The following is a 24,566-nucleotide window of genomic DNA, read 5'->3' as shown; positions in this document are numbered from 1 at the left end:
TGCTTGGCAACWGCTTCAGAGCATTGCCAAGCAGAAGAAATGGGCGCTGAAGATCCGCTGTTCCTACTTTACACTTCTGGTTCAACTGGTAACCCTAAAGGCGTTTTACATACGACCGGTGGTTACATGGTTTACGCATCAATGACTCACGAATACGTATTTGACTACAAAGAAGGTGAAGTTTACTGGTGTACTGCTGATGTAGGTTGGATTACAGGTCACTCGTACATGGTTTATGGCCCATTAGCTAACGGGGCAACTGTACTTATTCATGAAGGTGTTCCTAACTCCCCTGGCCCTTCTCGTTTAGGTGAAATGGTTGACCGTCATAAAGTTAATATTCTCTACACAGCGCCAACATTGATCCGTGCATTAATGGCTGAAGGTAAAGAGCAGTTTGAAGGTTTTGATGGCAGCTCGTTACGTGTTATGGGCTCAGTGGGTGAACCAATTAACCCTGAAGCATGGCGTTGGTATCACGAAGTCATTGGTCATGAATCTTGCCCTATTGTCGATACTTGGTGGCAAACAGAAACTGGCGGTATTTTAATTAGCCCACTTCCTGGTGCAACAGATGCAAAACCTGGTTCTGCGACTCGCCCTTTCTTTGGCGTGCAACCTGCTTTAGTTGATAACATGGGTAATATTTTAGACGGCGCTGTCGAAGGAAATTTAGTCATCCTCGACTCTTGGCCAGGCCAAATGCGCACGGTTTATGGCGACCATGACCGCTTTGCACTGACTTACTTTAAAACGTTCAGAGGCATGTACTTCACAGGCGATGGTGCTCGTCGTGATGAAGATGGCTATTACTGGATCACAGGTCGTGTCGATGACGTTATCAATGTTTCTGGTCACAGATTAGGTACTGCAGAAGTTGAAAGCGCCCTAGTTTCACATGAGCTAGTTGCTGAAGCCGCCGTAGTTGGTTACCCCCATGACATCAAAGGCCAAGGCATCTACGCTTATGTGACTCTAACAAAAGGTATTGAAGAAACCGAAGAGCTACGTCAAGGGCTTCGCCAGTGGGTACGTAAAGAAATTGGTGCCTTAGCAACCCCTGATTTAATTCAATGGGCTGGCGGTTTACCTAAGACACGCTCTGGTAAAATTATGCGTCGATTCTTACGTAAGATTGCAGCCAATGAAGTGACTAACTTAGGTGATTCTTCAACACTGGCAGATCCAGCAGTAATCGATACGCTTATTGAGTCTCGCTTAAATAAAACTGAATAACTCTGACGTGTTTTACCTGTCAGGTTAATCACACCTTTTACGTCCTACCCACCTAGAGAGTCTTGACCAGATTCTCATTGCCCCCTCAATTGAGGGGGCTTTTTTATGTCAAATATATCTATTTCTATAATGGTAAAAATCTAATTTACATCCACTTCCATGCTAAAGTAGCTCTTCGCTCATGAGCCCAGCTCACACATTCAATACGAGTTAAATAACAAAGAGTTTATGTCTGTAGCCATTTCACTGCGTGATTATCAGCAAGATTCAGTCAATGCTGCAATAGCCCACTTTAAAAAGAGTAACGACTCAGCGGTACTCGTCCTGCCTACTGGTGCTGGAAAAAGCATTGTCATTGCCGAGCTAGCTCGTATAGCGAGAGGCAATGTATTAGTACTAACTCATGTCAAAGAGTTAGTGGCGCAGAATGCGGAAAAAGTAGGTTTATTGACAGACCAAGCCAGTATTTATTCAGCAGGCCTTAATCAAAAAAAAGCTGTTGGTAAAACTGTCGTTGCAAGCGTGCAATCAGCAGCACGCGCACCAGAGAAATTTAAGCAGAAATTTTCTTTAGTGATCATCGATGAGTGTCACAGAGTCAGCAACGATGAAAATAGCCAATATTGGCAGCTACTTGCCCATTTGAAAAAGCAAAACCCACAACTTAAATTACTAGGATTAACCGCGACACCATACCGTTTAGGCTTAGGTTGGATATACCGACACCACTACCATGGCAAAGTCGGTAATACTGAAAAGCCGATATTTGAACAATGCATTTTTGAATTACCAATGCGGCCTTTGATTAAAAAGGGTTACTTAACAGCGCCGAAGATTTTTGATGGCTTAAGTGCTCAATACGACTTTAGCCAAATCTCGCCATCAGAAACTGGCGAGTATCAACAAAAAGAAGTCGATGATTTACTCAATCATCAAGGCCGTGCAACCACTGCAATTATCAAACAAGTTCTACAACTTGCAGAGCATCGTAAAGGCGTGCTTATTTTTGCAGCTACGGTTAGACATGCAAAAGAAATCATTAAATTGCTAGCAGATGATGCCGCTTTAATTACTGCAGATACTCCTCATATTGAACGCGATGAGATTATTTCCCGCTTTAAACAGCAGCAACTTAAGTTCATCGTTAACGTTGCTGTACTAACAACGGGGTTTGACGCACCTCACGTTGATTTAATCGCGATATTAAGGCCCACAGCATCCGTTAGCTTATTTCAACAAATGATTGGCAGAGGCTTACGTTTAGCGCCTAATAAAGCTGATTGCTTAGTTATCGATTACGCTGCAAATGGTTATGATTTATATTTCCCAGAAGTCGGCCAAGTAAAAACTAATAGCAAGTCTGTACCCGTTCAGGTCCATTGTCCTGTATGTCAATTTGCTAATACCTTTTGGGGGCTAGTTGATGGTGACGGAGATATCGTTGAACATTTCGGTAGGCGCTGCCAAGGGCTAATCGAAAATACGCACGATACCCAAAAACAGCAATGTGATTTTCGGTTCCGCTCTAAATCTTGCCCTGATTGTGGCGCAGAAAATGATATTGCAGCGCGTATCTGCCAAACCTGCCAGTCAACACTTATCGACCCTGACAAACGTTTAAAGCAAGTACTAGCGTCACAACATCACCACTTATTTAAATGCCAAGAAATGCAACTCAAAGCTGAAGAAAATAACTTGATAGTGCAATATTTTGATATTGAAGCCAATGACTTCAAAGAAACCTTCAAAATGGACACACCTGCCCAGCGACGAGCTTTATTCGCTATCTTTATAGCACCACATTCAAGAACACCGGGAATGAAGCACCCACAATATAAAACACCTCAACAGCTTGTAGCTCAAATCGACAGATTTAAAAAGCCTGATTTACTGCTACTTAAAAAACAAAAACACAAATGGGATTTAGTCGAAAAGTTTTTTGACTATAAAGGCCGATATAAAACCATTAACGAAAGTAGTTTTTAGTCGAGTTAGCTATAAATTATCAATTCGATAAAACTTATGGTATAAATCGTCAAATCAAAAAAAGGAGTCACTATGTTTGTTGTAATTTTTGGCCGTCCAGGCTGTCCATATTGTGTACGTGCAGTTGAATTATCAGAAAAATTAACTGAACAACGTGACGGTTTTAAATTTAAATATGTCGATATTCATGCTGAAGGTATTTCTAAAGCTGATTTAGAGAAAACAGTGGGTAAGCCTGTTGAAACTGTACCGCAAATCTTCGTAGATGAAGTTCATGTTGGCGGTTACACTGAATTTGAACAATACGTTCGCTCAAATAACTTACTAGGTTAAATCGTTCATAACGACGGGTTTATTGGTTATTAAACGAAAAAGGGTTAATTCTAATGAATTAACCCTTTTTTAATGCAACTAATTTATCGGGAAAAGTTGCTGTTTATCACCAATCTTAAAGCACATATTTAGCCGAGAATAAGATACGGCTTAAATCACCGTCACTGCCATCTTCTCGTTCGTTCATTGCATACATGTATTCAACACCGAACGTGAGTGGTTTAGTGGGTGAATACAGTAAGTTAATATAGCTAGAATATGATTCAGCATTCACTTGATCACTTGATAGCATAGTATCGTTATCAGCTTTAAATGCTGACACAGTTAAGCTTGAACGCCACTTATCATTCCACCAGTGACGATATGCTGCGTAACCACCATACGAACTGATTGTCTGAATTTCACCTGAAGCATCAAGGTTACCTGCATTTGCATAGTTAAGCGCCATATAACGGCCTAAACCTTCACCGTAAGTCGCTGAGAATTTAAAGTCATCGTTTCCTACAGGGATAACACCTGCGATGCTAGCGCCGTAGCCCATTTCTGTTGAATCTATAGATTGTGTCACATCACCGTCACTATCTTTCAGATTTTGCTCTACATTTAACTGACGTAAAATACCCGCAACAGAGATAGCTGTGCCACCTTCTGTTTTAAAGTTATACCGTGCAACAACATCAGGGACAATTCCGCTACCACTGGTTAAACGAGATGCTGTTTGGTATTGGTTAACGGTTGTTTCTGGATTTTCTACTGCTAATTGGAAACCGCCATTGGTGTAGCGGATCATTGCTTGACGCACAAACGGTGTACCTTCAGCGGCGCCAACGAAATCTAAGTTTTCAGGTAATGCACCTGGGTTTTGGAAAGTGGTCCAAGTCTGACCCACAGTCCAATTGTCATAGCTTATAAATGCTTGGCGAATACGCGGCGAATAACTATTAGAAACACGCTCGTTACCATCGGTATGCGTCATAAAGTCTAATTCAATAAACCCCGTTAATTTATGACCATCAAAATCAGACACTGTTTTAAAATTAAATCGAGTTTCACGGGCTTGAAAATCGACAACTTGATTGCCATTTCCTTCTTCCCCATAAATAGTACCAGGCACATAAAACTGACGAGATAAACTTCCTGAGTCTGGCGCCCCATTACCATAATCACTGAACATCACATCAGCTTTCACGTAACCACCAAACTTCATTTCTGTATCCGCATAACTAACATTGGTTAATGCCAGCATCGAAATACCAATTGCTAAACTCAATTTTGCTTGTTTCATCATGCTCTCCCTGTTCTTATCATCCATTGCAATATGACCCACATAACAAACAAGCAACATTAGCAATAGGTCTATTAGACAAAAGTAGATGAGAAAAGGCTAAATTGAATCGACAAGGAAAATTGGATCTGAAGCAAGCCATTAAAAGCTTTAAGGTTTAGTTAAAAATGTAGAATGAAACTTAAAAGATAAAATACCATTAAAAAACAGCACTTAAGACTGACGCATAAAGTTTGACAAAAACGAGGTGTTAACAACTAATAAAAAACTGGCTTTTATTAGCTAATAAAATTTTTAAAACAAGAAAGAGTTAAAGATTGATAAAAAATAATGATTTACTTGGAAGGTTCTGAATTAAAGCCAAACGGGCAATCTCACTTTCAGAAAAGTGGTGGGTCGTGAAGGATTCGAACCTTCGACCAATTGGTTAAAAGCCAACTGCTCTACCAACTGAGCTAACGACCCATCTATATTTTACGTAACGATTCATTACGTCTAAATCTATGCCTAACTGGCAACACCTTTAGAAAGTGGTGGGTCGTGAAGGATTCGAACCTTCGACCAATTGGTTAAAAGCCAACTGCTCTACCAACTGAGCTAACGACCCATCTTTTTTTCACTAAAACTTATGTCTTAATTGGAGAGAAAGCCAACTGTCTATTCTTGTAAACAAGAGAACAAACAACTGAGCTAACGACCCATCTTTAATAATTAGATTAAGTGAAGACTATAAATAGAGTTCAATCAATCTGTCATCAAAATAAGTTAATCTAACCTGTTTAATGACCCCAGAACGTCGCTCCGTTCTGAGGGCGCCTATAATACCTTTTTCATCTTCTCATGCAAGCGCAATTTATGGTTTTTTTGCCGTTTGCACTAAAAATAAACTAAGAGGCTGTTTTTTAGTTAAATTAGGCTTATAAAGCCGACAGTTGTTGTTGTGCTAGACGAGCGGAGGCACTATTGGCATATTCTTTTAATACACGATTATAGAAAGCTTTTGCTGCAGCACTATCACCCTCTTTCTCAGCAATCATGCCTAGTTTAACTAAACTATCACCACGCTTGTTAGAGTTAGGGTATTTACTGACCACAGTATTAAAAGCTTGCTTAGCTTCTGCAAAGGTACCTTTATTAAATAATAACTGCCCAAGCCAGTAATTTGCATTAGCAGCATAAGTTGAGTCAGGGTATTGTTTGATAAATTCACTAAAAGCTGGAATAGCTTCATCGTACTTTCTTTCTTTAAGCACTAGATTAACAGCTTGTTCATAGCTCGCTGTTTCGCCTAAAGTTGATTGACTAGCAGAACTAGCACTTGAATCTGCTACTGTCACCGTTGTTGAGGCTGCGCTAGCAGATAAGTTGGCGATTTCTTCATAAAGCTGACGTTGACGCTGAAGCATTTGACTAATTTGGTAATCTTGCTGTTCAGTAATGCCACGTAAATCGAGTACTTCACGTTGTAAAGCATCTAAACGTTGTTGTGCTTCAAATTCACTTTGTTGTTTCGCCTTAATAATACGTTCTAAACGCGAAATTCGATCATCACTTGAACCACCAGCAATATCTTGTACCGGCGCAGGTGCAGCAGTAGCACCTGCAGCTACAAACATTGCAGCCATTAAAACAGCATGTTTCATCAATAAACTCCTAAACTGGCCAGTAGGACTGGCCTTCCGTAAACGTCAGTTGAATTTTTACGTTATTAGTAAACTAGAACACCACGACGGTTCTTTGCAAAACCACTTTCTGAGCGAGAAAAATCTAAAGGTTTTTCTTCACCGTAGCTCACAACACTCATTTGGCTAGCTTGAACGCCCATACCTTGTAGATATTTAGCGATAGCTTTAGCACGACGCTCGCCTAATGCAATGTTGTACTCTGGTGTACCGCGCTCATCTGCATGACCTTCAATAAGCACACGTACATTTGGATGCTCAACTAAGTAGTTACCATGTGCTTGGATAATGGCAGCATTCTCGCTTTGAACTTCACTGCGGTCGAAGTCAAAATAAATGATGTTTTGTGCACGTAGCTCTTCTTGCTCGACACGTTGTTGTTCTTCTGGAGTTAAGATTGGCGCAGCGCCACCAGTTTCAACACCGCCAGAACCATATTCACCGCCAGTAGTTGTGGTAGTAGAACCACTTGTTGAACCACTTGCATCAGTTTCAGATTCTGAAGTTGTGCTACATGCACCTAATGCCATTACAGGTACAACAACTAACATAGCTTTAAACAACTTATTCAGATTCATGGGTAATCCTTAATTAATTTTATAAAAATGGAGACCAGGCTGGCGATTTCACTTCGCCTTGGCCCGCTGGTAGTCTTGCTTTAAATCGTCCATCCATAGATACCGCGGCTAACACTTGTTTGCCTCGGTAAGTAGTACCATAGATAACCATGGTTCCATTTGGTGCAATACTTGGAGACTCATCAAGTTGAGTCGAAGTGAGTACCTGCATAAAGCGAGTTTTTAGATCCATTCTCGCAATATTGTATTTGCCATTAGTACGGTTAACAAAAATCATGCTACGACCATCAGGCGTTATTGTTCCACCTAAGTTCCACTCGCCTTCGAATGTCACTCGTGAAATTTTACCTGTACTCAATTTCACTTGATAAATTTGTGGTCTACCGCCTCGTTCAGAGGTGAAAATCAATGATTCACCGTCTGGAGTCCAAGATGCCTCGGTGTCAATAGCATAATGATTGGTCACACGCTTGATAGCTTTAGTGGCGATATCAATAATATAAATTTCTGGCTGACCATCTTTTGATAAGGTTACAGCAAGTTTTTTGCCATCAGGAGAAAAACTCGGTGCGCCATTAATACCTTGATGCGAGCTCACCTTAACACGTTCTTGAGTATAGATATCTTGCACAAAGATTTCCGCTCTACGGTTCTCAAAACTAACATAAGCTAAACGACGTCCATCTGGTGACCAAGCCGGTGACATCAATGGCTCTGGAGAGCGCAGTAGCATTTGTTCATTATAGCCATCGTAGTCAGAGATCATTAAATGATACGGAGACTTCTCCCCTTGTTTCACTACAACATAAGCAACGCGGCTTAAGAATGCACCACGAATACCTGTTAGCTTTTCATACACTATGTCACTAATACGGTGACCATATTGTCTGAACTGTGCTTCACTGATCACTGTTTCACGACTTTCTAATAATAAATCGCTTGCTGGTGTGGGACCTTTGTCTGTTTGCAGTTGTGCTTTTACCAAATCAATCAGATCAAAACTAACTAAATACTGATTAGTACCATAAGGTGTAATTGAGCCAACCAGCAGTGCATCAGAAGCAGTTTGCTCCCAACCTGTCGCATTAAACTCTTTTACAGTACTAATATTTGCTTGAGGTAAGCTTCTAGCATCAAGAGGGCTAAATGTGCCGCTTCTTGCTAAATCACTCGTTACAACATCACTAATTTGCTGCGGCGCTGCATCAGTTCCTTTCCAAACAAACGGCATGACAGCAATAGGTCTTGCTGCATCTACACCCTCAGTAATAACAATATCTAATGCTGCGTTAGCCGTAGTACTGGTCAAAAGTACCAATATCGTTAACCATTTTGCCAAAATCTTCATGTGACTCCTTTAATTAAATTCCGGTGATACGGTTAAATTAATTTCTTTCATTTTGTTATAAACATCAGCTTCTGATGAAACAGGTAAACGCCCAGCTTTGTTAATCGCAGCTTTCGCTGCACGGCAAACCACTTGGTCACCACTTAACGTTTGACTTGCTGTCACAAAACCATCTTGCGCTAAGCGGATTAATACTCGACAACTTTTACCACGCATAGACTCATCAACAACTAAGTTGCGCTGAATGGTAGATTTAATCATTGCAGTATATTTATTAACTTCTGACACTACTTGTCTGTTCCGTGTTGCTGATAAAGCAACTTGTTCTGCAGCCATTGCTTCAGCCATTTCTCGTTCTTGACGAGCACGTTCAGCTTCTTCAGCTTTACGTTTTCTTTCAGCTTCTTCTTTGCGTTTACGTTCATCTTCACGTTTTTTGGCTGCTGCAGCTTCTTCTGCTTTGCGTTTTTCAGCCGCCTTTTTTTCAGCCGCTTGACGTTCAGCTTCTTGCTTCTTGCGTAAATCTGCTGCTTTTTGTGCTTTTTCTTTCTCTTGTGCTTCTTTTAACTTAGCGGCTTTCGCTGCATTGTTGGCTTTCAGCGTTTCTTGTTCTTTCAACTTACGTTGATTTTCAAGCTGTTTGATTCGCTCTTGCTCTTTACGAACTTCTTCTTTCGCTTTACGCGCTTGTCTGTCTAATTCAGCTTGACGCTCACGCTCTATTCGAGCTGAATCTTCACGTTGTTTTTTAAGTTTTTCAGCATGGTCATTAATACGTTGCTGATCCACAACTACAGCTTGTACTATCGGTTCATATTGCTGGGCTTGAGGTAAATGCTTGGGTTTGTCCTCAAAGCTAATCCCCAAAGCTAGCGCTACAATGACGCCAACATGCACACCAGCAGAAATGGTAATGGGTAAAGTTAATTCAGATTTAGCAGCCACCAAATTACTCCTCAGGCGAATCAGTCATTAAGCCTACCGCAGGCACGCCTGCACCTTGAAGACTTACCATTAACTGAATGACATTTTCATAAGGAATACGACGATCGGCTTTAACCACAACAGGCCTTTCAGGTTCAAGCAAAATCATTGCTCCAACTTGAATCGAAATCTCATCGAGTGACAAGGAATCATCATTTGATCCACTACCAACATTTAGAAAGTACTCACCAAACTCATCAATAGATGCAACTATCGGTGGTTTGCTTTCAGCAGGTAACGGCTCAGCTTCACCTTGAGGTAATTCAACTTTGACCCCTTGAGAAACAATCGGTGCCGTTACCATAAAGATAATTAACAACACCAACATCACATCAATATAAGGTACTACATTAATTTCGGCGACCGGGCGACGGCGCTTGCGTTGATACATTACCCCGCTTCCTTCTCGCTGTAGGCTTGGCGTTGCAATATGTTAGAGAACTCTTCCATAAAGTTAACGTGAGCCATTTCAATTTTTTCTACTTGAGTTGAGAAACGGTTGTAGCCAATAACGGCTGGAATCGCGGCAAATAGACCCATTGCTGTAGCAATCAAGGCTTCGGCAATACCGGGAGCGACCATGGTTAAAGTCGCATTTTCAACCGCACCAAGTGCGATAAATGAATTCATGATGCCCCATACTGTTCCAAATAAGCCAATGTATGGACTTGTTGAACCTATGGTTGCCAATAAAGGAAGGTGTGTTTCTAAACGCTCAACTTCGCGCGACAAACTCACTCGCATCGCACGAGTTGTGCCATCCATTACCGCTTCAGGAGACTTACTGTTTGCTTGGCTTAAGCGTGAATATTCTTTAAAGCCTGCGACAAATAAAGCTTCAAGACCTGAAACCCCTTCACCACGAGCAGATAATTCTTTATATAATTTATTGAGATCAACACCTGACCAAAAGGTATCTTCAAACTTTATCGATTTTGCGCGAGCGCTATTCAGTAACTTTCGGCGCTGAATAATCACAGCCCATGAGGCAATAGATAAGCATAATAAAGTTAGCATCACTAACTTAACGAGAACACTTGCCTCTAAAAAAAGACCGATAAAAGAAATTTCAGCTTGCACGATTAAACTCCTGCACAATATTTAATGGGATAGCTCTTGGTCGCATACGTGATAACGCTATACAAGCGACCACAATGGTGCCTTCACAATAACAGTCGCCATTGTCGTCAAGCAAACGCTGCTTAAAGATCAATGAGGCTTTTTTTAATTCTATGACCTTCGATTCAACAAATAAGTTCTGTTCAAATCGTGCTGCAATGCGAAAATCTAATTCGGCATGCTTCACAACAAAAGCAATATCTTCTGCAAGTAGTTTGCTTTGAACGATACCCATGGATTTTAACCATTCAGTTCGAGCTCGTTCAAAGAAGTTCAAATAGTTAGAATGGTAAACTACTCCACCGGCATCGGTGTCTTCATAATAAATCGAAATAGGCCATGTAAACATAATTAGCGATTGTGAATTTTGCGTAATAAAAGATGGCTTACTATACCGAGTACCTTAACGCTTGTGAACAAAAGGACTGAGTAAAGGAGGCTTTATTTTAAGGCCGAACACTTAATTTGCCATTAATAATCGGCTTTTGCAGGGATAAGCGTTAGAAATGAAGAAACTTTAATGTTAACTCTTGATAAATTTACATTCTATTAACGACTTGCGGCGAATAATCAAATTTCTAAACGTATAAATTTCAACCGACAAAAGTTTATTCAGGCTTGAAGTTCATTAATTCTGCTCACTAAACTAAACAGTATACTTATATACGTCTTGTTAACGTTTAAACCGACTTAACTCTCATATTCTGTGAGCCGTTTTTTCTTCGTAGAACAAGTCAAAAAAACTGACTAAATTTTATTAACCGGCCTGTGCTTTATTTTGTAAAGGTTTTCCCTAGTCAGTAAAAACCAAATACAAGCCTGATAAAAGTCAGATAAAAAATAACCGTTCTAATATATGCGCAGTACCTTATAAGAATTTCCATAAGAGGTACCTAATAAGAAGTCATACAAAAAGTACCTAAAATAAGTTGAAAAAAGAGCATAAATATCTACCTTTCCCAAACTTTAGTATTACAAATAAATTTGGATAAGATAATTTATGGCTTATGCCAAGTTAATTAATTTTTCGACAACTCACTATCATTTGCAATTTTAGTAGTTAAATACGGTTAACACTGCTAATAACGAACAGATATTGAACGATATTACTTTTTCAGCATTAATAATATTCACCAAGGGTTCTTAGGGTTATCGTGTGCCAGCAAAACGTTGAGATATAAACAGTGACACACGTCACCCACTGGCTAAACAACCCGATATCATGGGCTTGCGAAGCATGAAATTATTTAAAATACTTTGAATTATTTTATAAGCCAGCTGATATTTAACAATTACATAATATTAATACTTGGTTCTATTACGACTAAATATTCACTTAGCATGCTTATAAAGTATGTTTTATTCCATTTTAATCACTTAAGTGTGATTACAGTGAAAACAGCACCAAATGATGGGATTAGTTTTACTAATGCGAAAGTGAAATTTTTCTAGTTTGTCAATCTAGAGCAAAATCTCTAATATGTATCTTGTTTTCAGGACATAGCTAACTTAGTTATTGAAAACCAAGAACTCCAAGATGATGTACCCCAATACCTCATCTTATCCCTGGTTCTTATGCTTGACTTCCTTCCTTGAATTTGTGAATACAAATTGTTTGGCCCGCTTACTTTAAGCGGGCTTTTTTTTGTCTAAAATTTGGTACTTTCAAAAACTCAAATAAACACTTTTTACAGGCATAAAAAATGGCTTAGCTGGATTTGCTAAACCATTATCAATATGTACTTATTTTATTTTGTCTGTTCAAGTAAAGCGACCTGAGGGACTCTCAAATACTAAGCCTACCAAAACTCACCATCAAGATTAGATGCTTTTTGATATTTTTATCACAACACGGCGATTTCGCGCTCTTTCTTCAACTAAGTTATTTGAAGCCACATGTCGCCTTTCACCATGCCCCGTTTTATGGATTCGACTTTCTTCAATACCACTTGCCACTAACAAGTCTGCGACTGAATCAGCACGACGCTCTGATACACGCTGGTTGATAGAACGGCCACCGTAGCTATCAGTGTAAGCATCAACAAAGATTAACTCTACATCTGAGTCATAGGATAGATATTCTTGTACGCGGTTTAATTGCTGCTTCGAAAAACGGGTTAAGTTAGTGCCACCTTCTTCGTAATTTAACACTGTGAAAGCGATATCATCGAAACCGTAGGGTAATAAGGTAGATAAGCAAGAGCGAAACTGTCGATACTGGCCACCGAAGTTTGCTGCAGATAAACCTACAGCAACTTTATCAGACTGATTATACCAATCAGCATAGTAAAACGTTGGCTGCATACCTTTACTGAGTTCTGACAGCATTGACCAAGCGGCTTGTTTAGGCACTTCCCCATTAAACTGCTTTTGATATTTAAGTTTAGTGATGGCTTTCTCATTAACACCTGGGCGCCATTGAGGGGCTTTACTGATAAGTTCAGCATTGGTGACCTGATCAGGCTTATTCCACATATCGAGGGTGAAATTAAGATTGAGATCTTTACCTGCTTTGCTCGTAAAAATGGCTTTACCGTAATCAGGAATATCATGCTCTAGGCGACATTCAATTGGGCTATTTTGACTAATACGCCACATTGAATCATCTAAAGACGCAACATAGTGCTGCAGATCTGCTTGCGCAGGAAATACAAAACTTAAGCTCGACAGTAGAATTACTTTACGCCACATAAAAACACCCTGTTTATTGGTCACATTTTTATTATCGGCAATGTTTTATTATTCTTTAGCAGAGAAATCACACAATCAAACATGACACTGAGCCGCAGTTTTTGCATAATAGCCGACATATTAGAGAATGAGGTTTTTAATGAGCGATATCTGCGACGCAAACAAATTCAAACACCGCTTTAGAGGCTACTTTCCTGTTGTTATCGATGTCGAAACTGCAGGTTTTAACGCCGCCACTGATGCGTTGCTAGAAATAGCGGTCACCACCCTTAAAATGAATGACGATGGTTTTATCGAATTAGACAAAACTCAGCACTTTCATATTGAGCCATTCGAAGGGTCAAACCTTGAGCCTGAAGCATTGGCATTTAATGGCATAGATCCAACAAATCCATTACGTGGTGCAGTAGATGAAAAACAAGCCTTTTTAGAAATCTTCAAGAATGTCAAAAAAGCGCAAAAAGCTGCAGATTGCCACCGTTGTATCATCGTTGCTCACAACGCCGCATTCGATATTGGTTTTGTTAATAAAGCCATCGAGCGAAACGATTTAAAACGTTCACCATTTCACCCTTTCGCCACATTCGATACCGCGACGCTAGCAGGTTTAGCGATTGGTCACACTGTACTGGCAAAAGCTTGTAAAATGGCTGGAATCGATTTTGATAATAAAGAAGCACACTCAGCTTTGTACGACACTGAACGAACCGCTGAATTATTTTGTTATATCGTCAATAAGTGGAAAACTTTAGGCGGTTGGCCAATGGTGAGTGAAGAAGCAGATGAAGTAAAACAAGATTCTGAGAATTGATATCAAACTGAAGACACAAAAAAAGCTGCCTAGGCAGCTTTTTTATTATCTAACAGAAGCGATTAAAGCTTGTCAGAATTGTCTTTTAAGTAAGAAGCAACACCTTCAGTCGTTGCAGTCATACCTTTGTCGCCTTTTTCCCAACCAGCAGGACAAACTTCACCGTGCTCTTCGTGGAATTGTAGCGCGTCAATCATACGTAGCATTTCATCAACGTTACGACCTAGTGGTAAGTCGTTTACTACTTGGTGACGAACTTGACCTTCTTTGTCGATTAAGAAAGAAGCACGGAAAGCAACACCAGCTTCTGGATGCTCAACATCGTATGCTTTACAGATTTCGTGCTTAACGTCAGCGACTAAAGTGTAGTTAACTTCACCGATACCGCCTTTATCTACAGCAGTATTTCTCCAAGCGTGATGTGAGAACTGAGAATCGATAGAAACACCAATAACTTCAACACCACGTTTAGTGAACTCTTCAATACGGTGATCAAAAGCAATCAACTCTGAAGGACACACAAAAGTGAAATCAAGTGGGTAGAAGAAAACAACTGCTGATTTACCTTTAATCGCTGTAGATAGATTAAAACTATCAACAATTTCACCAGTACCAAGAACCGCTGCGGCAGTAAAATCTGGGGCCGGACGGCCTACTAATACGCTCATTTTATATCTCCATCTATGGATTGAAAAAAACTTTAAAACAATGCCTGTTAATCTGAGTAGCATTATACCCAAACGAAACCATTATGCGAGATAGCTCACACAATTGCTTTTGTTTGAAAATATCTAATTAGGATAATTGCGATATACCTTACCCCTAATTGATTAAATAAATAAGTCTTTTAGGATGAAATATGTTTCACCTGCTGAAAAAACGCGCCATGCCTTACTTTCAATAGACTATAGATTAAATTCAACATCGTAACAGGCCTCGTTACATCAATGAAAAACCCTCCTTACATGCCAACACTTTTTGTAAACTGAATATAGATAAACTGGACATGAGGTTTGATACAGACAAGAATGAGCTCACTATGTCTATCTAATAACAAAACTTAAAAAGAAAAAATTAATATGAATGCGGTCGTAATTGCTGTCACCTTAATGCTTGCATTAAGTCTCATGCGTGTGAATGTTGTCATTGCGCTAACAATAAGCGCACTTGTTGCAGGTCTAGTAGGAGGCTTAGATATTCATCAAACTATCGCAGCCTTTAACGAGGGTCTAGGCGGTGGTGCACAAATTGCTTTGAGTTATGCCTTACTGGGTGCCTTTGCTGCAGCGTTATCTCATTCTGGTTTAACGACGCTAATTTCCCACAACATCATTAAGAAAGTCGGTAAAGAGCCTAACAGCACCAACACATTGGTGGTACGTTGGTTGTTATTGGCCTCTATTTTAATGATGGCAATTAGCTCTCAAAACATTCTGCCAATTCACATTGCGTTTATTCCAATTCTTATTCCACCTTTATTGCATGTGTTAAGCAAACTGCAAATTGATCGTCGTCTTGTGGCTTGTATTATCACTTTTGGTCTTGTGACAACCTACATGATTTTACCAATTGGCTTCGGAGGTATTTTCTTAAATGATATCTTACTGGCTAATTTGAATAATAACGGTCTTGAAGCAGTTAAAGAGCAAATTCCTACAGCAATGCTATTACCTGCACTGGGTATGATTACCGGTTTGTTAATTGCGGTATTTATTACCTATCGTAAGCCACGCACTTATGAAGCTAAAGATATTGAAGTTGAGCAAGAAACCGTCGGCATTAATAAAAAGACCATTGTCATTTCTCTTGTCGCCATCGTGGCAACATTGGTTGTGCAGTTGCAAACTGATTCGATGATTTTTGGTGCCCTGACTGGTTTCATTATTTTCCGCTTCTCAGGCATTATTAAACCTGATGTTAGGCAAGATATGTTTAACCAAGGTGTGTTGATGATGGCAAATATTGGCTTCATCATGATTGCCGCCGCAGGCTTTGCAGCTGTAGTTAAGTCAACAGGAGAAGTCAGCACGCTTGTGACTTCATTAGGCGATATTATAGGTGACAATAAAGCCTTAGCTGCATTACTCATGCTAATCGTTGGTTTACTGATTACCATGGGGATCGGTTCTTCTTTCTCGACTATTCCAATTATTGCAACTATTTATGTACCATTAGCCTTAACCTTCGGTTTCTCTGTAGCTGCGACTATCGCACTTGTGGGTACTGCTGCAGCATTAGGTGACGCAGGCTCGCCGGCATCAGATTCAACGTTAGGTCCGACTGCCGGTCTGAATGCTGATGGCCAGCACGATCATATCCGTGACAGTGTTATTCCTACCTTTATTCACTACAACATTCCGCTAATCGGTTTTGGTTGGATTGCAGCCATGGTGCTGTAGTCGGTTAAAATTAACAACACCCAATAAAAAAGGAGCCATTGGCTCCTTTTTTATTTTCTCAGCCAACTAACTTATTTAGTGCCGAAAATCTTATCACCTGCATCACCTAAGCCTGGTAAAATATAACCTTGCTCGTTTAAGCAGTCATCAATAGATGCAGTGAATAGTTCGATATCAGGATGAGCTTCTTCTAACGCTTTAATCCCTTCAGGCGCCGCAACTAACACAAGAGCTTTAATCGATACACAGCCACGCTTTTTCAGTAAATCGATAGTCGCAATCATTGAACCGCCAGTGGCAAGCATTGGGTCGACTACAATTGCTACACGCTCATCTACATTGCTTACTAACTTATCGAAATACGGCACAGGCTCTAACGTTTCTTCGTCACGGTAAATACCGACAACAGAAATTTTAGCACTTGGCATATGCTCAAGAACGCCATCCATCATTCCAAGGCCTGCACGCAGAATTGGAACGACTGTAACCTTTTTACCTTTGATCTGTTCAATCTCAACTGGACCGTTCCAGCCATTAATAGTGACAGTTTCAGTTTCAAAATCTGCAGTTGCTTCGTACGTTAATAAGCTACCCACTTCTGTTGCTAGCTCACGGAAACGCTTAGTACTGATCTCAGCTTCGCGCATTAACCCTACTTTATGACGAATTAACGGATGTTTTACTTCAACAACTTTCATTTTTGCACTCCTAATGATGAGATATTTTTCGCAAATTGTTCAAATTCTAGTTTATTTATTCTCTTTATAAAACATAAAGTTTCATAATTGCAGCCAATCTCACGCTAAACAGCTAAAACCATTACAGAAAACTGTTTTCATAATCGGATAAACCTGAAACATGACTTTCGACGCCTATCACAAGCTGATAGAATAGCGCCGCATAAAATCCCATAAAACGATGTACCTTAGAGGATCCTCCGTGAGCACTCCTACACCACTTAGCTATAAAGACGCTGGCGTTGATATCGATGCTGGTAATGCATTAGTCAATAACATTAAATCTGCGGTAAAACGCACTCACCGTCCTGAAGTAATGGGCAACCTAGGTGGTTTTGGCGCTCTTTGCGAATTGCCAACTAAGTACAAACACCCAGTATTAGTTTCTGGTACTGACGGTGTTGGAACCAAGTTACGCTTAGCCATTGATTACAAAAAGCATGACACTGTTGGTGTTGATTTAGTTGCTATGTGTGTAAATGACTTAATCGTGTCTGGCGCAGAACCATTATTCTTCCTTGATTACTACGCTACTGGCAAGTTAGATGTTGAAACTGCAACATCAGTAGTTAATGGTATTGCTGAAGGTTGTCATCAATCAGGTTGTGCTTTAATCGGTGGTGAAACTGCTGAAATGCCTGGCATGTATGAAGGTGAAGACTACGATTTAGCAGGTTTCTGTGTTGGTGTGGCTGAAAAAGAAGCCATTATTGACGGAACTAAAGTTAAATCTGGCGATGCACTGATTGCCTTAGGTTCAACAGGCCCTCACTCAAACGGTTACTCGTTAGTTCGTAAAGTATTAGAAGTAAGCGAAGCAGATCCACAACAAGATCTTGCTGGTAAGCCACTCATCGAACACTTATTAGAGCCAACAAAAATTTACGTTAAGCCATTACTAAAATTGCTTGAACAAACTGAAGTTCATGCAATGGCGCATATCACTGGCGGCGGGTTCTGGGAAAATATCCCACGCGTTCTACCAGATGACTGCAAAGCTGTCGTAAAAGGTGACTCTTGGCAGTGGCCTATCGTTTTTGACTGGTTAATGGAAAACGGTAACATTGAACAATTTGAAATGTACCGTACCTTTAACTGCGGCGTAGGTATGATCATTGCCCTTCCTGCTGAAAAAGTAGAAGCTGCATTAGCATTGCTTAAAGCTGAAGGTGAAAATGCTTGGTTAATCGGTGAAATTGCAAATCGTCAAGGTGACGAAGAGCAAGTGGAGATTAACTAGATGTCTGAATGCTGTCGCGTTCTTGTTCTTATTTCAGGGAACGGTAGTAACTTACAAGCCATTATTGATGGTTGTGATGATAACCTTAGCGCTGAAGTCGTTGGGGTCATCAGCAATAAGCCTGATGCATACGGCCTTGTCCGTGCTCATCATGCTGAAATCAATACCAGCTGTGTTATCGCTCGTAAGGATGAAAGCCGTCAGCAGTATGACATGCGTTTACAGCAAGCCATTGAACAGTATCAACCCGATTTAATCGTGCTTGCCGGCTTTATGCGAATCTTGTCTGATGAGTTTGTTAGTCAATACATGGGGAAAATGGTCAATATCCACCCTTCTTTATTGCCTAAGTATGCTGGATTACATACCCATCAGAGAGCGTTAGACGCAAAAGATACTGAACATGGCGCCAGTGTACACTTTGTTATTCCTAAACTCGATGCTGGCCCTGTTATTTTACAGGCTAAAGTACCGGTTTATGAAGAAGACACTGTTGAAACCTTATCTAGCCGCGTTCATGAACAAGAGCATGCTATTTACCCACTTGTGGTAAAGTGGTTTAGCTTAAAAAGACTTAACATGGTAGATAACAAAGCCTATTTGGATGACCAATTAATTGGCATTCACGGTTATGCTCCTGATTAAGCTTTTGCTGTCATTAATGATAAAAAAATCTCGCCTAGGCGAGATTTTTTGTTTTAATCAGAATGTCCCTGCACTTAACTGTACTGTGAATAATTAAATTATCGAACGGGCAAGTCCATTCCAGCAAACATTTCATCAATTAATTGTTGGTCTCGCAGTGCAACCGCTTTCTCAACGACATCACGGGTTAAGTGAGGCGCAAAGTTATACATAAAGTCATACATGTAACTACGTAAAAAACTGCCACGTCTAAAGCCAATTTTTGTCGTACTGTGTGCAAATAAATGCCTCGCATCAATTGCGACTAAATCTTTATCTATAACTGGATCAATCGCCATAGAAGCAATAACTCCAACGCCAAGCCCTAGTCTTACATATGTTTTTAACACATCTGCACTGGTTGCACTGAATACCACTCTTGGCTCTAATTCAGCCTTCTTGAATGACTTTTCAATCTCTGATGCTTTATCAAAACCAAATACATAGGTTACTAGCGGGAATTCAGCTAAATCTTCAATTGTCAGGCTTTTACGGTTGGCTAACGGGTGATCGCGAGTCACAACAATTGAGCGATTCCAGTGGTAACAAGGCAACATGATTAAATCAGAATAAAGGTGCATAGCTTCTGTCGCGATAGCGAAATCAGCATCACCTCGAGCAGCCTGCTCACTGATTTGCGATGGCGTTCCTTGATGCATATGCAAGTTAACTTTTGGGTAGCGTTTAATAAAAGGCTTAATGACTTGTGGCAACGCGTAACGAGCTTGGGTGTCAGTGGTTGCAATATTTAGCTCGCCTTGATTTGGCTGGGTATATTCTTCTGATACTTTCTTAATACTTTCAACTTTACCTAAAATATCATTCGAAATATCAATCACTAATTGCCCTGCTGGTGTCACATGGGTTAAATGCTTACCACTTCGGCCAAATATTTGAATGCCCAGCTCATCTTCAAGCATTCTTACTTGTTTACTGATCCCTGGCTGCGAGGTGTAAAGGTCTTCGGCTGTTGCTGAGACATTCAAATTGTGTTTTACCACTTCTGCAATATATCTTAGTTGCTGTAATTTCATGTTACGACCTTTACGTTGTGCCTGAGACTAATCAATTTCTTACAAAAAGCTTTCGATATGAACAAACCTGTTCAACAAAGATACAAATTAAAAACGTTTACGAAAAGCTCGTTATAGCTAAATGTTATAGACCATCTAAATTATTAATGCAAATAGTAATAACGAGATTGAGAATTTTGCATGTTATTGGCCTCTAATGGTAATCTTGCTGACTCAGTCCAAAGTTATAACAATTCTTAAGTAATTGAATGACTTTTTATACGACACTCGTCGTGTCTTGAGCTAAGATATAATCACAAATTTAATAAAAGTGGTATTAAACCACTCAGCTGTTAATTATTGAACGGAAACCATATGACCTTTACCTTGGTATTGATACTGTTAGGTGCACTTTTTATTCTGATCATTGGTATTAGTGTTATTCAGCAACAAAAAGAACGTGCTGAAGCGGAACGTAGAATGGAATTAAAACGCCATAGAGCGATTATCAATGAAACTGAAAATGTTTTATCTAATACAGGCTTAGCTTCATTCCCTAGCAGTGTGATTTTAGTGCTTTATAAGCGAATTAATGAAGCGCTTGAGTTATCACTTGCTCACCTCGACAATCAACCACAGCAAGCTGACTATCAGCGTAGACTTGCCGATATTCAAGCTCAAATTACTACCTTAAGCTCTAGCCCTTCACAAGCTTTAGCTATTGAAAGCTTTCGCTTACCAGATAATGACAAACAAATTCTAGAATTGGTACAAATGCTAAAGAAGCTCAAAGCCATTGTTAGAGCCGAAAACAACAAAGGTAAACTCGACCCTCAAGTTTTTGGTGAAGCTGAAAATCGTATTGATAGTTATCAGTTACGTATTAATGTGGAGTCGATGCTGTCTCGTTCACGTGCAGCTAACTCTCTCAAACAGTTTGGTTCTTCTAAGCAAATGGTGTCAAAAGCGTTAGCGACTTTACAAGCGATTAAGGCCAAAACACCTAATGACCCATTCATTAGTCGAAAAGTTGAAGAGGCTAAAGAGTTACTAGAAGAAATTAATGCTCAGCAGAAACAGATGAACCCAGAAGTTGTTAAAGCTCCAAAGAATGAAGAAGATGATATCGATATGCTATTCCAGCCTAAAAAGAAATGGTAGCAGCGAAAGATATTCTTAATTTAGATTTATATCACCACTGTTAATTAAAGCCTCGTAAGAGGCTTTTTTATGGCCTGAAGAAAATTCACCTAGCCCGGTTTACCACAACATCAATTTATTCGAATTATCTATTTCACCGAACTGTATCGAATTTTTATCATCATTTGCTACCAACGAAGTATTTTAAGTAGCACCTAGCACAAATGCCTTGCTTGAACTTAGAGCACTCGGTTACTCAGCTCTGCGTAAATTTATAAGTGCTTGTGTTTAAGCAACTGCATTTAAAAGACTATATTTGAGCGACTGCGTTTAAATACCTACACTTAAGCTGGTTAAGATAAGTATCGATATTTGATTGAATTGAACAAGGTGACAGTATTTAAGTTATGCTATCGAGAATAGACCTCTATAAAAATTAGCCAATAAAAATGGGACCAATAGGTCCCATTTTTTAAAGCTAGATTTATTTAAGAAGCCTTTTTCTTGACCGCTTTCTTAGCTGGTTTTTTCTTGGTTGACTCGCTTACCCATTTACCGCCGATAAACTTAGACGACCAACCCGTTGCTTTGCCATCAACTTCAGTTGCAACGTATTGCTCCTTAGTTTTACGACTAAATTTAACAGCGGATTTGTTGCCATCATCATCGGTTACAGGCGCATCAGCTAAAAACTGATATTTGGGCCATAACTGCTCACGGTAACGAACCAGTTCCTCTACTAAAGGCGCGCGAGTTTCACGAGACTTAGGGAAAGTACTTGCCGCAAGGAAAATACCTGCTGCGCCATCACGCAATACAAAGTGCGCATCTGATTTAGTACATTTTAAATCAGGCAAGAAGATTGGATCTTCTTTTGGTGGCGCCGCTTCACCACTCTTAAGCAGTTTACGGGTGTTCTTACACTCAGTGTTAGTACAGCCAAAGTATTTACCAAAACGACCATTTTTAAGTTCCATATCACTGCCGCATTTATCACACTCAATGATTGGACCTTCATAGCCTTTAATTTTGAACTGACCAGTTTCGATTTCATAACCTTCACATGTCGGGTTGTTACCACATACATGTAGTTTACGGCCTTCATCAATTAAATAACTGTCCATTGCTGTGCCACAAATACCACAACGATGTTTCGCACGAAGCGCATCTGTTTCTGCATCTTCATTATCACTAACCGCTTCTTCACCTGGTGTAAGGTTCATCGTGGTTTTACAACGCTCTTTTGGAGGCAATGCATAACCTGAACAACCTAAGAATACCCCAGTTGTACCTGTACGGATCCCCATTGGGCGACCGCATGTAGGACACTTAATATCTTCAGCGAGTACCATCTCGTTAAGACGCATTCCGCCTTCTTCAGGATCTAATTCAGCATGTTTAAGTTGCTTAGTTAAATCTGCATAGAAGCCATCGAGAACGGTTTTCCACTCTAACTTACCTTGTGCGACATCATCGAGCGTTTGCTCCATGCTAGCAGTAAAGTCAAAGTTCATAATATCACTGAAGCTTTCTACTAAACGGTCACTGACAATTTCACCCATTTTTTCAGCAAAGAATCGACGATTCTCAACTTTGACATAACCACGATCTTGAATCGTTGAAATGATGGTTGCGTAAGTTGATGGACGGCCAATGCCTCGTTTCTCAAGCTCTTTTACCAAAGACGCTTCACTGAAACGCGCTGGCGGTTTAGTAAAGTGCTGCTTAGGCAATAAATCTTTAAGATTTAACACATCACCTTTTTCTAGCGCAGGTAACGTATTGTCTTCTTCATTCTTCTTACCCATTGGCGGCTGAACTTTAGTCCAACCATCAAAACGTAATGTGCGACCACTGGCTTTTAACTCATAATCACCCGCAGTGACAGTAAGGCGAGTCGCATCGTATTTAGCAGGTGTCATCTGACAGGCAACAAATTGTCGCCAAATCAACTCATAAAGACGCTGAGCGTCTCTTTCCATATCTGTTAGAGATGCTGACTGAACAATGACGTTAGACGGCCTGATAGCCTCATGCGCCTCTTGAGCACCTTCTTTGCTGCCATAACGTAATGGTTGTTCAGGTAAATACTTCTTACCGTACTCAGAACCAATCATGTCGCGCACGCCTTCAACAGCTTCTTTACTCAAGTTTGTCGAGTCGGTACGCATATAAGTAATATGACCAGCCTCATACAAACGTTGCGCCATCATCATGGTCTTTTTAACACCAAAACCAAGGCGAGTACTCGCTGCTTGTTGCAGTGTCGAGGTAATATAAGGTGCAGATGGTTTACTCGAAGTTGCTTTGTCATCACGACCAGTGACAACAAACTTGGCATCTTTTAATGCATCTAATGCAACTTGCGCTTGCGCTTCATCAATTGGACTAAATGCAGCCGACTGGAATTTAGCCACCTGCATTTTTAATTTGTGTTGCTCAGAAGTCGCCAAATCAGCATGCACATCCCAAAACTCTTCAGGAACAAATGCTTTAATCTCGCCTTCACGCTCAACGACTAAGCGAACTGCAACTGACTGAACACGACCAGCAGATAATCCCCTCGCTACTTTTTTCCAAAGTAACGGCGACACCATGAAACCCACGACACGGTCTAAGAATCGACGTGCTTGCTGTGCATTAACCATATTGGTATCGAGAGCTGAAGGTTCACTAAATGCATCTTGAATCGCAGACTTAGTAATTTCATTAAAGACAACACGTTGATAACGAGATTCGTCACCACCAATGATCTCTTGTAAATGCCAAGCAATTGCCTCTCCCTCTCTATCCAAATCGGTTGCGAGATAGATATGGTCAGCTTTTTCAGCAAGTGCTTTTAATTCTTTAACGACTTTTTCTTTGCCAGGTAATATTTGATACTTGGCTGCCCAGCCTTTTTCAGGATTAATACCCATGCGAGCCACCAACGCACGTTTGTCGCGTTGTAGCTTATATTTAGCTTTCTCTTCAGGAGCCATTTTCCTGACTTCAGCAGGCGTTTTAGTCGCAACCTTGCTGTCAGGCGATGATGATGTAGGCAAATCACGGATATGACCTACACTCGATTTAACGATGAATTCTTTACCAAGGTATTTATTAATAGTCTTGGCTTTGGCCGGTGATTCGACAATAACTAGCGATTTACCCATAGATTAATTTGCGCCAAAAAGTCTCTGATAGATTAAATTGGTTCCATATATAGAGTGTTGAGACGAATGTTTCAAGTAAATACCTCTATTATGTGTCCAGCGAGCCATTTTTTAATCAATTATAAAAAATGAGAAAAAATAATATTGC

The 24,566-nt window shown here is 40.1% G+C and carries 21 protein-coding genes and 2 tRNA genes; 8 read left to right on the top strand and 15 right to left on the bottom strand.

Annotation, left to right across the window (positions count from 1 at the left end; all coding sequences use genetic code 11):
• From FNZ24_RS06775 to FNZ24_RS06765, 3 genes are all read left to right on the top strand, one after another.
• Positions 1–1,236, top strand: a 1,236-nt coding sequence (locus FNZ24_RS06775; RefSeq protein ID WP_153913736.1) for an acetate--CoA ligase, incomplete at its 5' end; no start/stop codon positions are given.
• Between the two features lie 228 nt (positions 1,237–1,464).
• The gene (locus FNZ24_RS06770; RefSeq protein ID WP_153913735.1) at positions 1,465–3,222 is read left to right on the top strand and encodes a DEAD/DEAH box helicase; all 1,758 of its coding nucleotides are present in this window, start codon (positions 1,465–1,467) and stop codon (positions 3,220–3,222) included.
• Between the two features lie 72 nt (positions 3,223–3,294).
• Complete coding sequence (locus tag FNZ24_RS06765) at positions 3,295–3,555, top strand: GrxA family glutaredoxin (protein ID WP_055026330.1); 261 nt, start codon at positions 3,295–3,297, stop codon at positions 3,553–3,555.
• 115 nt (positions 3,556–3,670) lie between these two features.
• Here FNZ24_RS06765 and FNZ24_RS06760 read toward each other — a convergent pair whose 3' ends face one another.
• The 11 genes from FNZ24_RS06760 to FNZ24_RS06710 all read right to left on the bottom strand — a co-directional run bounded on the left by FNZ24_RS06760 (position 3,671) and on the right by FNZ24_RS06710 (position 13,242).
• Positions 3,671–4,840: a DcaP family trimeric outer membrane transporter gene (locus FNZ24_RS06760; RefSeq protein WP_153913734.1), complete on the bottom strand. Its 1,170-nt coding sequence runs from the start codon at positions 4,838–4,840 to the stop codon at positions 3,671–3,673.
• 389 nt (positions 4,841–5,229) lie between these two features.
• Positions 5,230–5,305 (bottom strand) — tRNA-Lys (locus FNZ24_RS06755).
• 66 nt (positions 5,306–5,371) lie between these two features.
• Positions 5,372–5,447: transfer RNA gene (locus tag FNZ24_RS06750), tRNA-Lys, on the bottom strand.
• Positions 5,448–5,757: 310 nt separating this feature from the next.
• Positions 5,758–6,483: a tol-pal system protein YbgF gene (gene ybgF, locus FNZ24_RS06745; RefSeq protein ID WP_153913733.1), complete on the bottom strand. Its 726-nt coding sequence runs from the start codon at positions 6,481–6,483 to the stop codon at positions 5,758–5,760.
• Positions 6,484–6,548: 65 nt separating this feature from the next.
• On the bottom strand, positions 6,549–7,100 hold the full coding sequence (gene pal, locus FNZ24_RS06740; protein WP_153913732.1) for a peptidoglycan-associated lipoprotein Pal: 552 nt from the start codon (positions 7,098–7,100) through the stop codon (positions 6,549–6,551).
• A gap of 19 nt (positions 7,101–7,119) precedes the next feature.
• A complete protein-coding gene (tolB, locus tag FNZ24_RS06735) occupies positions 7,120–8,448 on the bottom strand; it encodes a Tol-Pal system beta propeller repeat protein TolB (protein ID WP_153913731.1) in 1,329 nt (442 codons plus the stop codon).
• 9 nt (positions 8,449–8,457) lie between these two features.
• Entirely contained in the window at positions 8,458–9,393 is a 936-nt protein-coding gene (tolA, locus tag FNZ24_RS06730; RefSeq protein WP_153913730.1) for a cell envelope integrity protein TolA, read from the bottom strand.
• A 4-nt stretch (positions 9,394–9,397) separates the two neighbouring features.
• Positions 9,398–9,823 (bottom strand): protein TolR, encoded by a 426-nt coding sequence (gene tolR / locus FNZ24_RS06725; RefSeq protein ID WP_153913729.1) that lies wholly within the window; start codon positions 9,821–9,823, stop codon positions 9,398–9,400.
• Entirely contained in the window at positions 9,823–10,512 is a 690-nt protein-coding gene (gene tolQ, locus FNZ24_RS06720; protein WP_153913728.1) for a protein TolQ, read from the bottom strand. Before tolQ ends, tolR begins: the two co-directional genes overlap by 1 nt.
• Complete coding sequence (gene ybgC, locus FNZ24_RS06715; protein ID WP_153913727.1) at positions 10,502–10,903, bottom strand: tol-pal system-associated acyl-CoA thioesterase; 402 nt, start codon at positions 10,901–10,903, stop codon at positions 10,502–10,504. Before ybgC ends, tolQ begins: the two co-directional genes overlap by 11 nt.
• A gap of 1,469 nt (positions 10,904–12,372) precedes the next feature.
• Entirely contained in the window at positions 12,373–13,242 is an 870-nt protein-coding gene (locus FNZ24_RS06710) for a flagellar protein MotY (protein WP_153913726.1), read from the bottom strand.
• 139 nt (positions 13,243–13,381) lie between these two features.
• Here FNZ24_RS06710 and rnt point away from each other — a divergent pair, with 139 nt between their 5' ends.
• A complete protein-coding gene (gene rnt / locus FNZ24_RS06705) occupies positions 13,382–14,053 on the top strand; it encodes a ribonuclease T (RefSeq protein WP_153913725.1) in 672 nt (223 codons plus the stop codon).
• A gap of 62 nt (positions 14,054–14,115) precedes the next feature.
• Here rnt and FNZ24_RS06700 read toward each other — a convergent pair whose 3' ends face one another.
• On the bottom strand, positions 14,116–14,721 hold the full coding sequence (locus FNZ24_RS06700; protein ID WP_102528360.1) for a peroxiredoxin: 606 nt from the start codon (positions 14,719–14,721) through the stop codon (positions 14,116–14,118).
• 411 nt (positions 14,722–15,132) lie between these two features.
• On the opposite strand from FNZ24_RS06700, the gene FNZ24_RS06695 reads away from it, so the two are divergent.
• Entirely contained in the window at positions 15,133–16,452 is a 1,320-nt protein-coding gene (locus FNZ24_RS06695) for a Na+/H+ antiporter family protein (protein ID WP_153913724.1), read from the top strand.
• A gap of 71 nt (positions 16,453–16,523) precedes the next feature.
• Here FNZ24_RS06695 and upp read toward each other — a convergent pair whose 3' ends face one another.
• On the bottom strand, positions 16,524–17,150 hold the full coding sequence (gene upp, locus FNZ24_RS06690; RefSeq protein ID WP_153913723.1) for a uracil phosphoribosyltransferase: 627 nt from the start codon (positions 17,148–17,150) through the stop codon (positions 16,524–16,526).
• Between the two features lie 241 nt (positions 17,151–17,391).
• On the opposite strand from upp, the gene purM reads away from it, so the two are divergent.
• Positions 17,392–18,429: a phosphoribosylformylglycinamidine cyclo-ligase gene (gene purM, locus FNZ24_RS06685; RefSeq protein ID WP_153913722.1), complete on the top strand. Its 1,038-nt coding sequence runs from the start codon at positions 17,392–17,394 to the stop codon at positions 18,427–18,429.
• Complete coding sequence (gene purN / locus FNZ24_RS06680) at positions 18,430–19,074, top strand: phosphoribosylglycinamide formyltransferase (RefSeq protein WP_153913721.1); 645 nt, start codon at positions 18,430–18,432, stop codon at positions 19,072–19,074.
• Positions 19,075–19,172: 98 nt separating this feature from the next.
• On the opposite strand, the gene cysB is transcribed toward purN, so the two are convergent.
• Complete coding sequence (gene cysB / locus FNZ24_RS06675) at positions 19,173–20,147, bottom strand: HTH-type transcriptional regulator CysB (protein ID WP_153913720.1); 975 nt, start codon at positions 20,145–20,147, stop codon at positions 19,173–19,175.
• Positions 20,148–20,501: 354 nt separating this feature from the next.
• Here cysB and FNZ24_RS06670 point away from each other — a divergent pair, with 354 nt between their 5' ends.
• Positions 20,502–21,287 (top strand): hypothetical protein, encoded by a 786-nt coding sequence (locus tag FNZ24_RS06670; protein WP_153913719.1) that lies wholly within the window; start codon positions 20,502–20,504, stop codon positions 21,285–21,287.
• 467 nt (positions 21,288–21,754) lie between these two features.
• Here the strand turns inward: FNZ24_RS06670 and topA are convergent, their stop codons facing one another.
• Complete coding sequence (topA, locus tag FNZ24_RS06665) at positions 21,755–24,418, bottom strand: type I DNA topoisomerase (protein WP_153913718.1); 2,664 nt, start codon at positions 24,416–24,418, stop codon at positions 21,755–21,757.
• Positions 24,419–24,566 lie beyond the last annotated feature (148 nt).

Origin of the sequence: Shewanella sp. TC10 (assembly GCF_009663145.1) — a bacterium.
Lineage (GTDB): Bacteria > Pseudomonadota > Gammaproteobacteria > Enterobacterales > Shewanellaceae > Shewanella.
The sequence above is the reverse complement of the archived record's forward strand: the minus strand, read 5'-3'. Positions and strand labels throughout refer to the sequence as shown.

Bases quoted from the DNA above. Each gene is read 5' to 3' on its own strand.
- FNZ24_RS06770 (WP_153913735.1), top strand. From the start codon at position 1,465: ATGTCTGTAGCCATTTCACTGCGTGATTATCAGCAAGATTCAGTCAAT.
- FNZ24_RS06765 (WP_055026330.1), top strand. From the start codon at position 3,295: ATGTTTGTTGTAATTTTTGGCCGTCCAGGCTGTCCATATTGTGTACGT.
- FNZ24_RS06760 (WP_153913734.1), bottom strand. From the start codon at position 4,840: ATGAAACAAGCAAAATTGAGTTTAGCAATTGGTATTTCGATGCTGGCA.
- ybgF (WP_153913733.1), bottom strand. From the start codon at position 6,483: ATGAAACATGCTGTTTTAATGGCTGCAATGTTTGTAGCTGCAGGTGCT.
- pal (WP_153913732.1), bottom strand. From the start codon at position 7,100: ATGAATCTGAATAAGTTGTTTAAAGCTATGTTAGTTGTTGTACCTGTA.
- tolB (WP_153913731.1), bottom strand. From the start codon at position 8,448: ATGAAGATTTTGGCAAAATGGTTAACGATATTGGTACTTTTGACCAGT.
- tolR (WP_153913729.1), bottom strand. From the start codon at position 9,823: ATGTATCAACGCAAGCGCCGTCGCCCGGTCGCCGAAATTAATGTAGTA.
- FNZ24_RS06710 (WP_153913726.1), bottom strand. From the start codon at position 13,242: ATGTGGCGTAAAGTAATTCTACTGTCGAGCTTAAGTTTTGTATTTCCT.
- rnt (WP_153913725.1), top strand. From the start codon at position 13,382: ATGAGCGATATCTGCGACGCAAACAAATTCAAACACCGCTTTAGAGGC.
- FNZ24_RS06700 (WP_102528360.1), bottom strand. From the start codon at position 14,721: ATGAGCGTATTAGTAGGCCGTCCGGCCCCAGATTTTACTGCCGCAGCG.
- FNZ24_RS06695 (WP_153913724.1), top strand. From the start codon at position 15,133: ATGAATGCGGTCGTAATTGCTGTCACCTTAATGCTTGCATTAAGTCTC.
- upp (WP_153913723.1), bottom strand. From the start codon at position 17,150: ATGAAAGTTGTTGAAGTAAAACATCCGTTAATTCGTCATAAAGTAGGG.
- purN (WP_153913721.1), top strand. From the start codon at position 18,430: ATGTCTGAATGCTGTCGCGTTCTTGTTCTTATTTCAGGGAACGGTAGT.
- cysB (WP_153913720.1), bottom strand. From the start codon at position 20,147: ATGAAATTACAGCAACTAAGATATATTGCAGAAGTGGTAAAACACAAT.
- FNZ24_RS06670 (WP_153913719.1), top strand. From the start codon at position 20,502: ATGACCTTTACCTTGGTATTGATACTGTTAGGTGCACTTTTTATTCTG.
- topA (WP_153913718.1), bottom strand. From the start codon at position 24,418: ATGGGTAAATCGCTAGTTATTGTCGAATCACCGGCCAAAGCCAAGACT.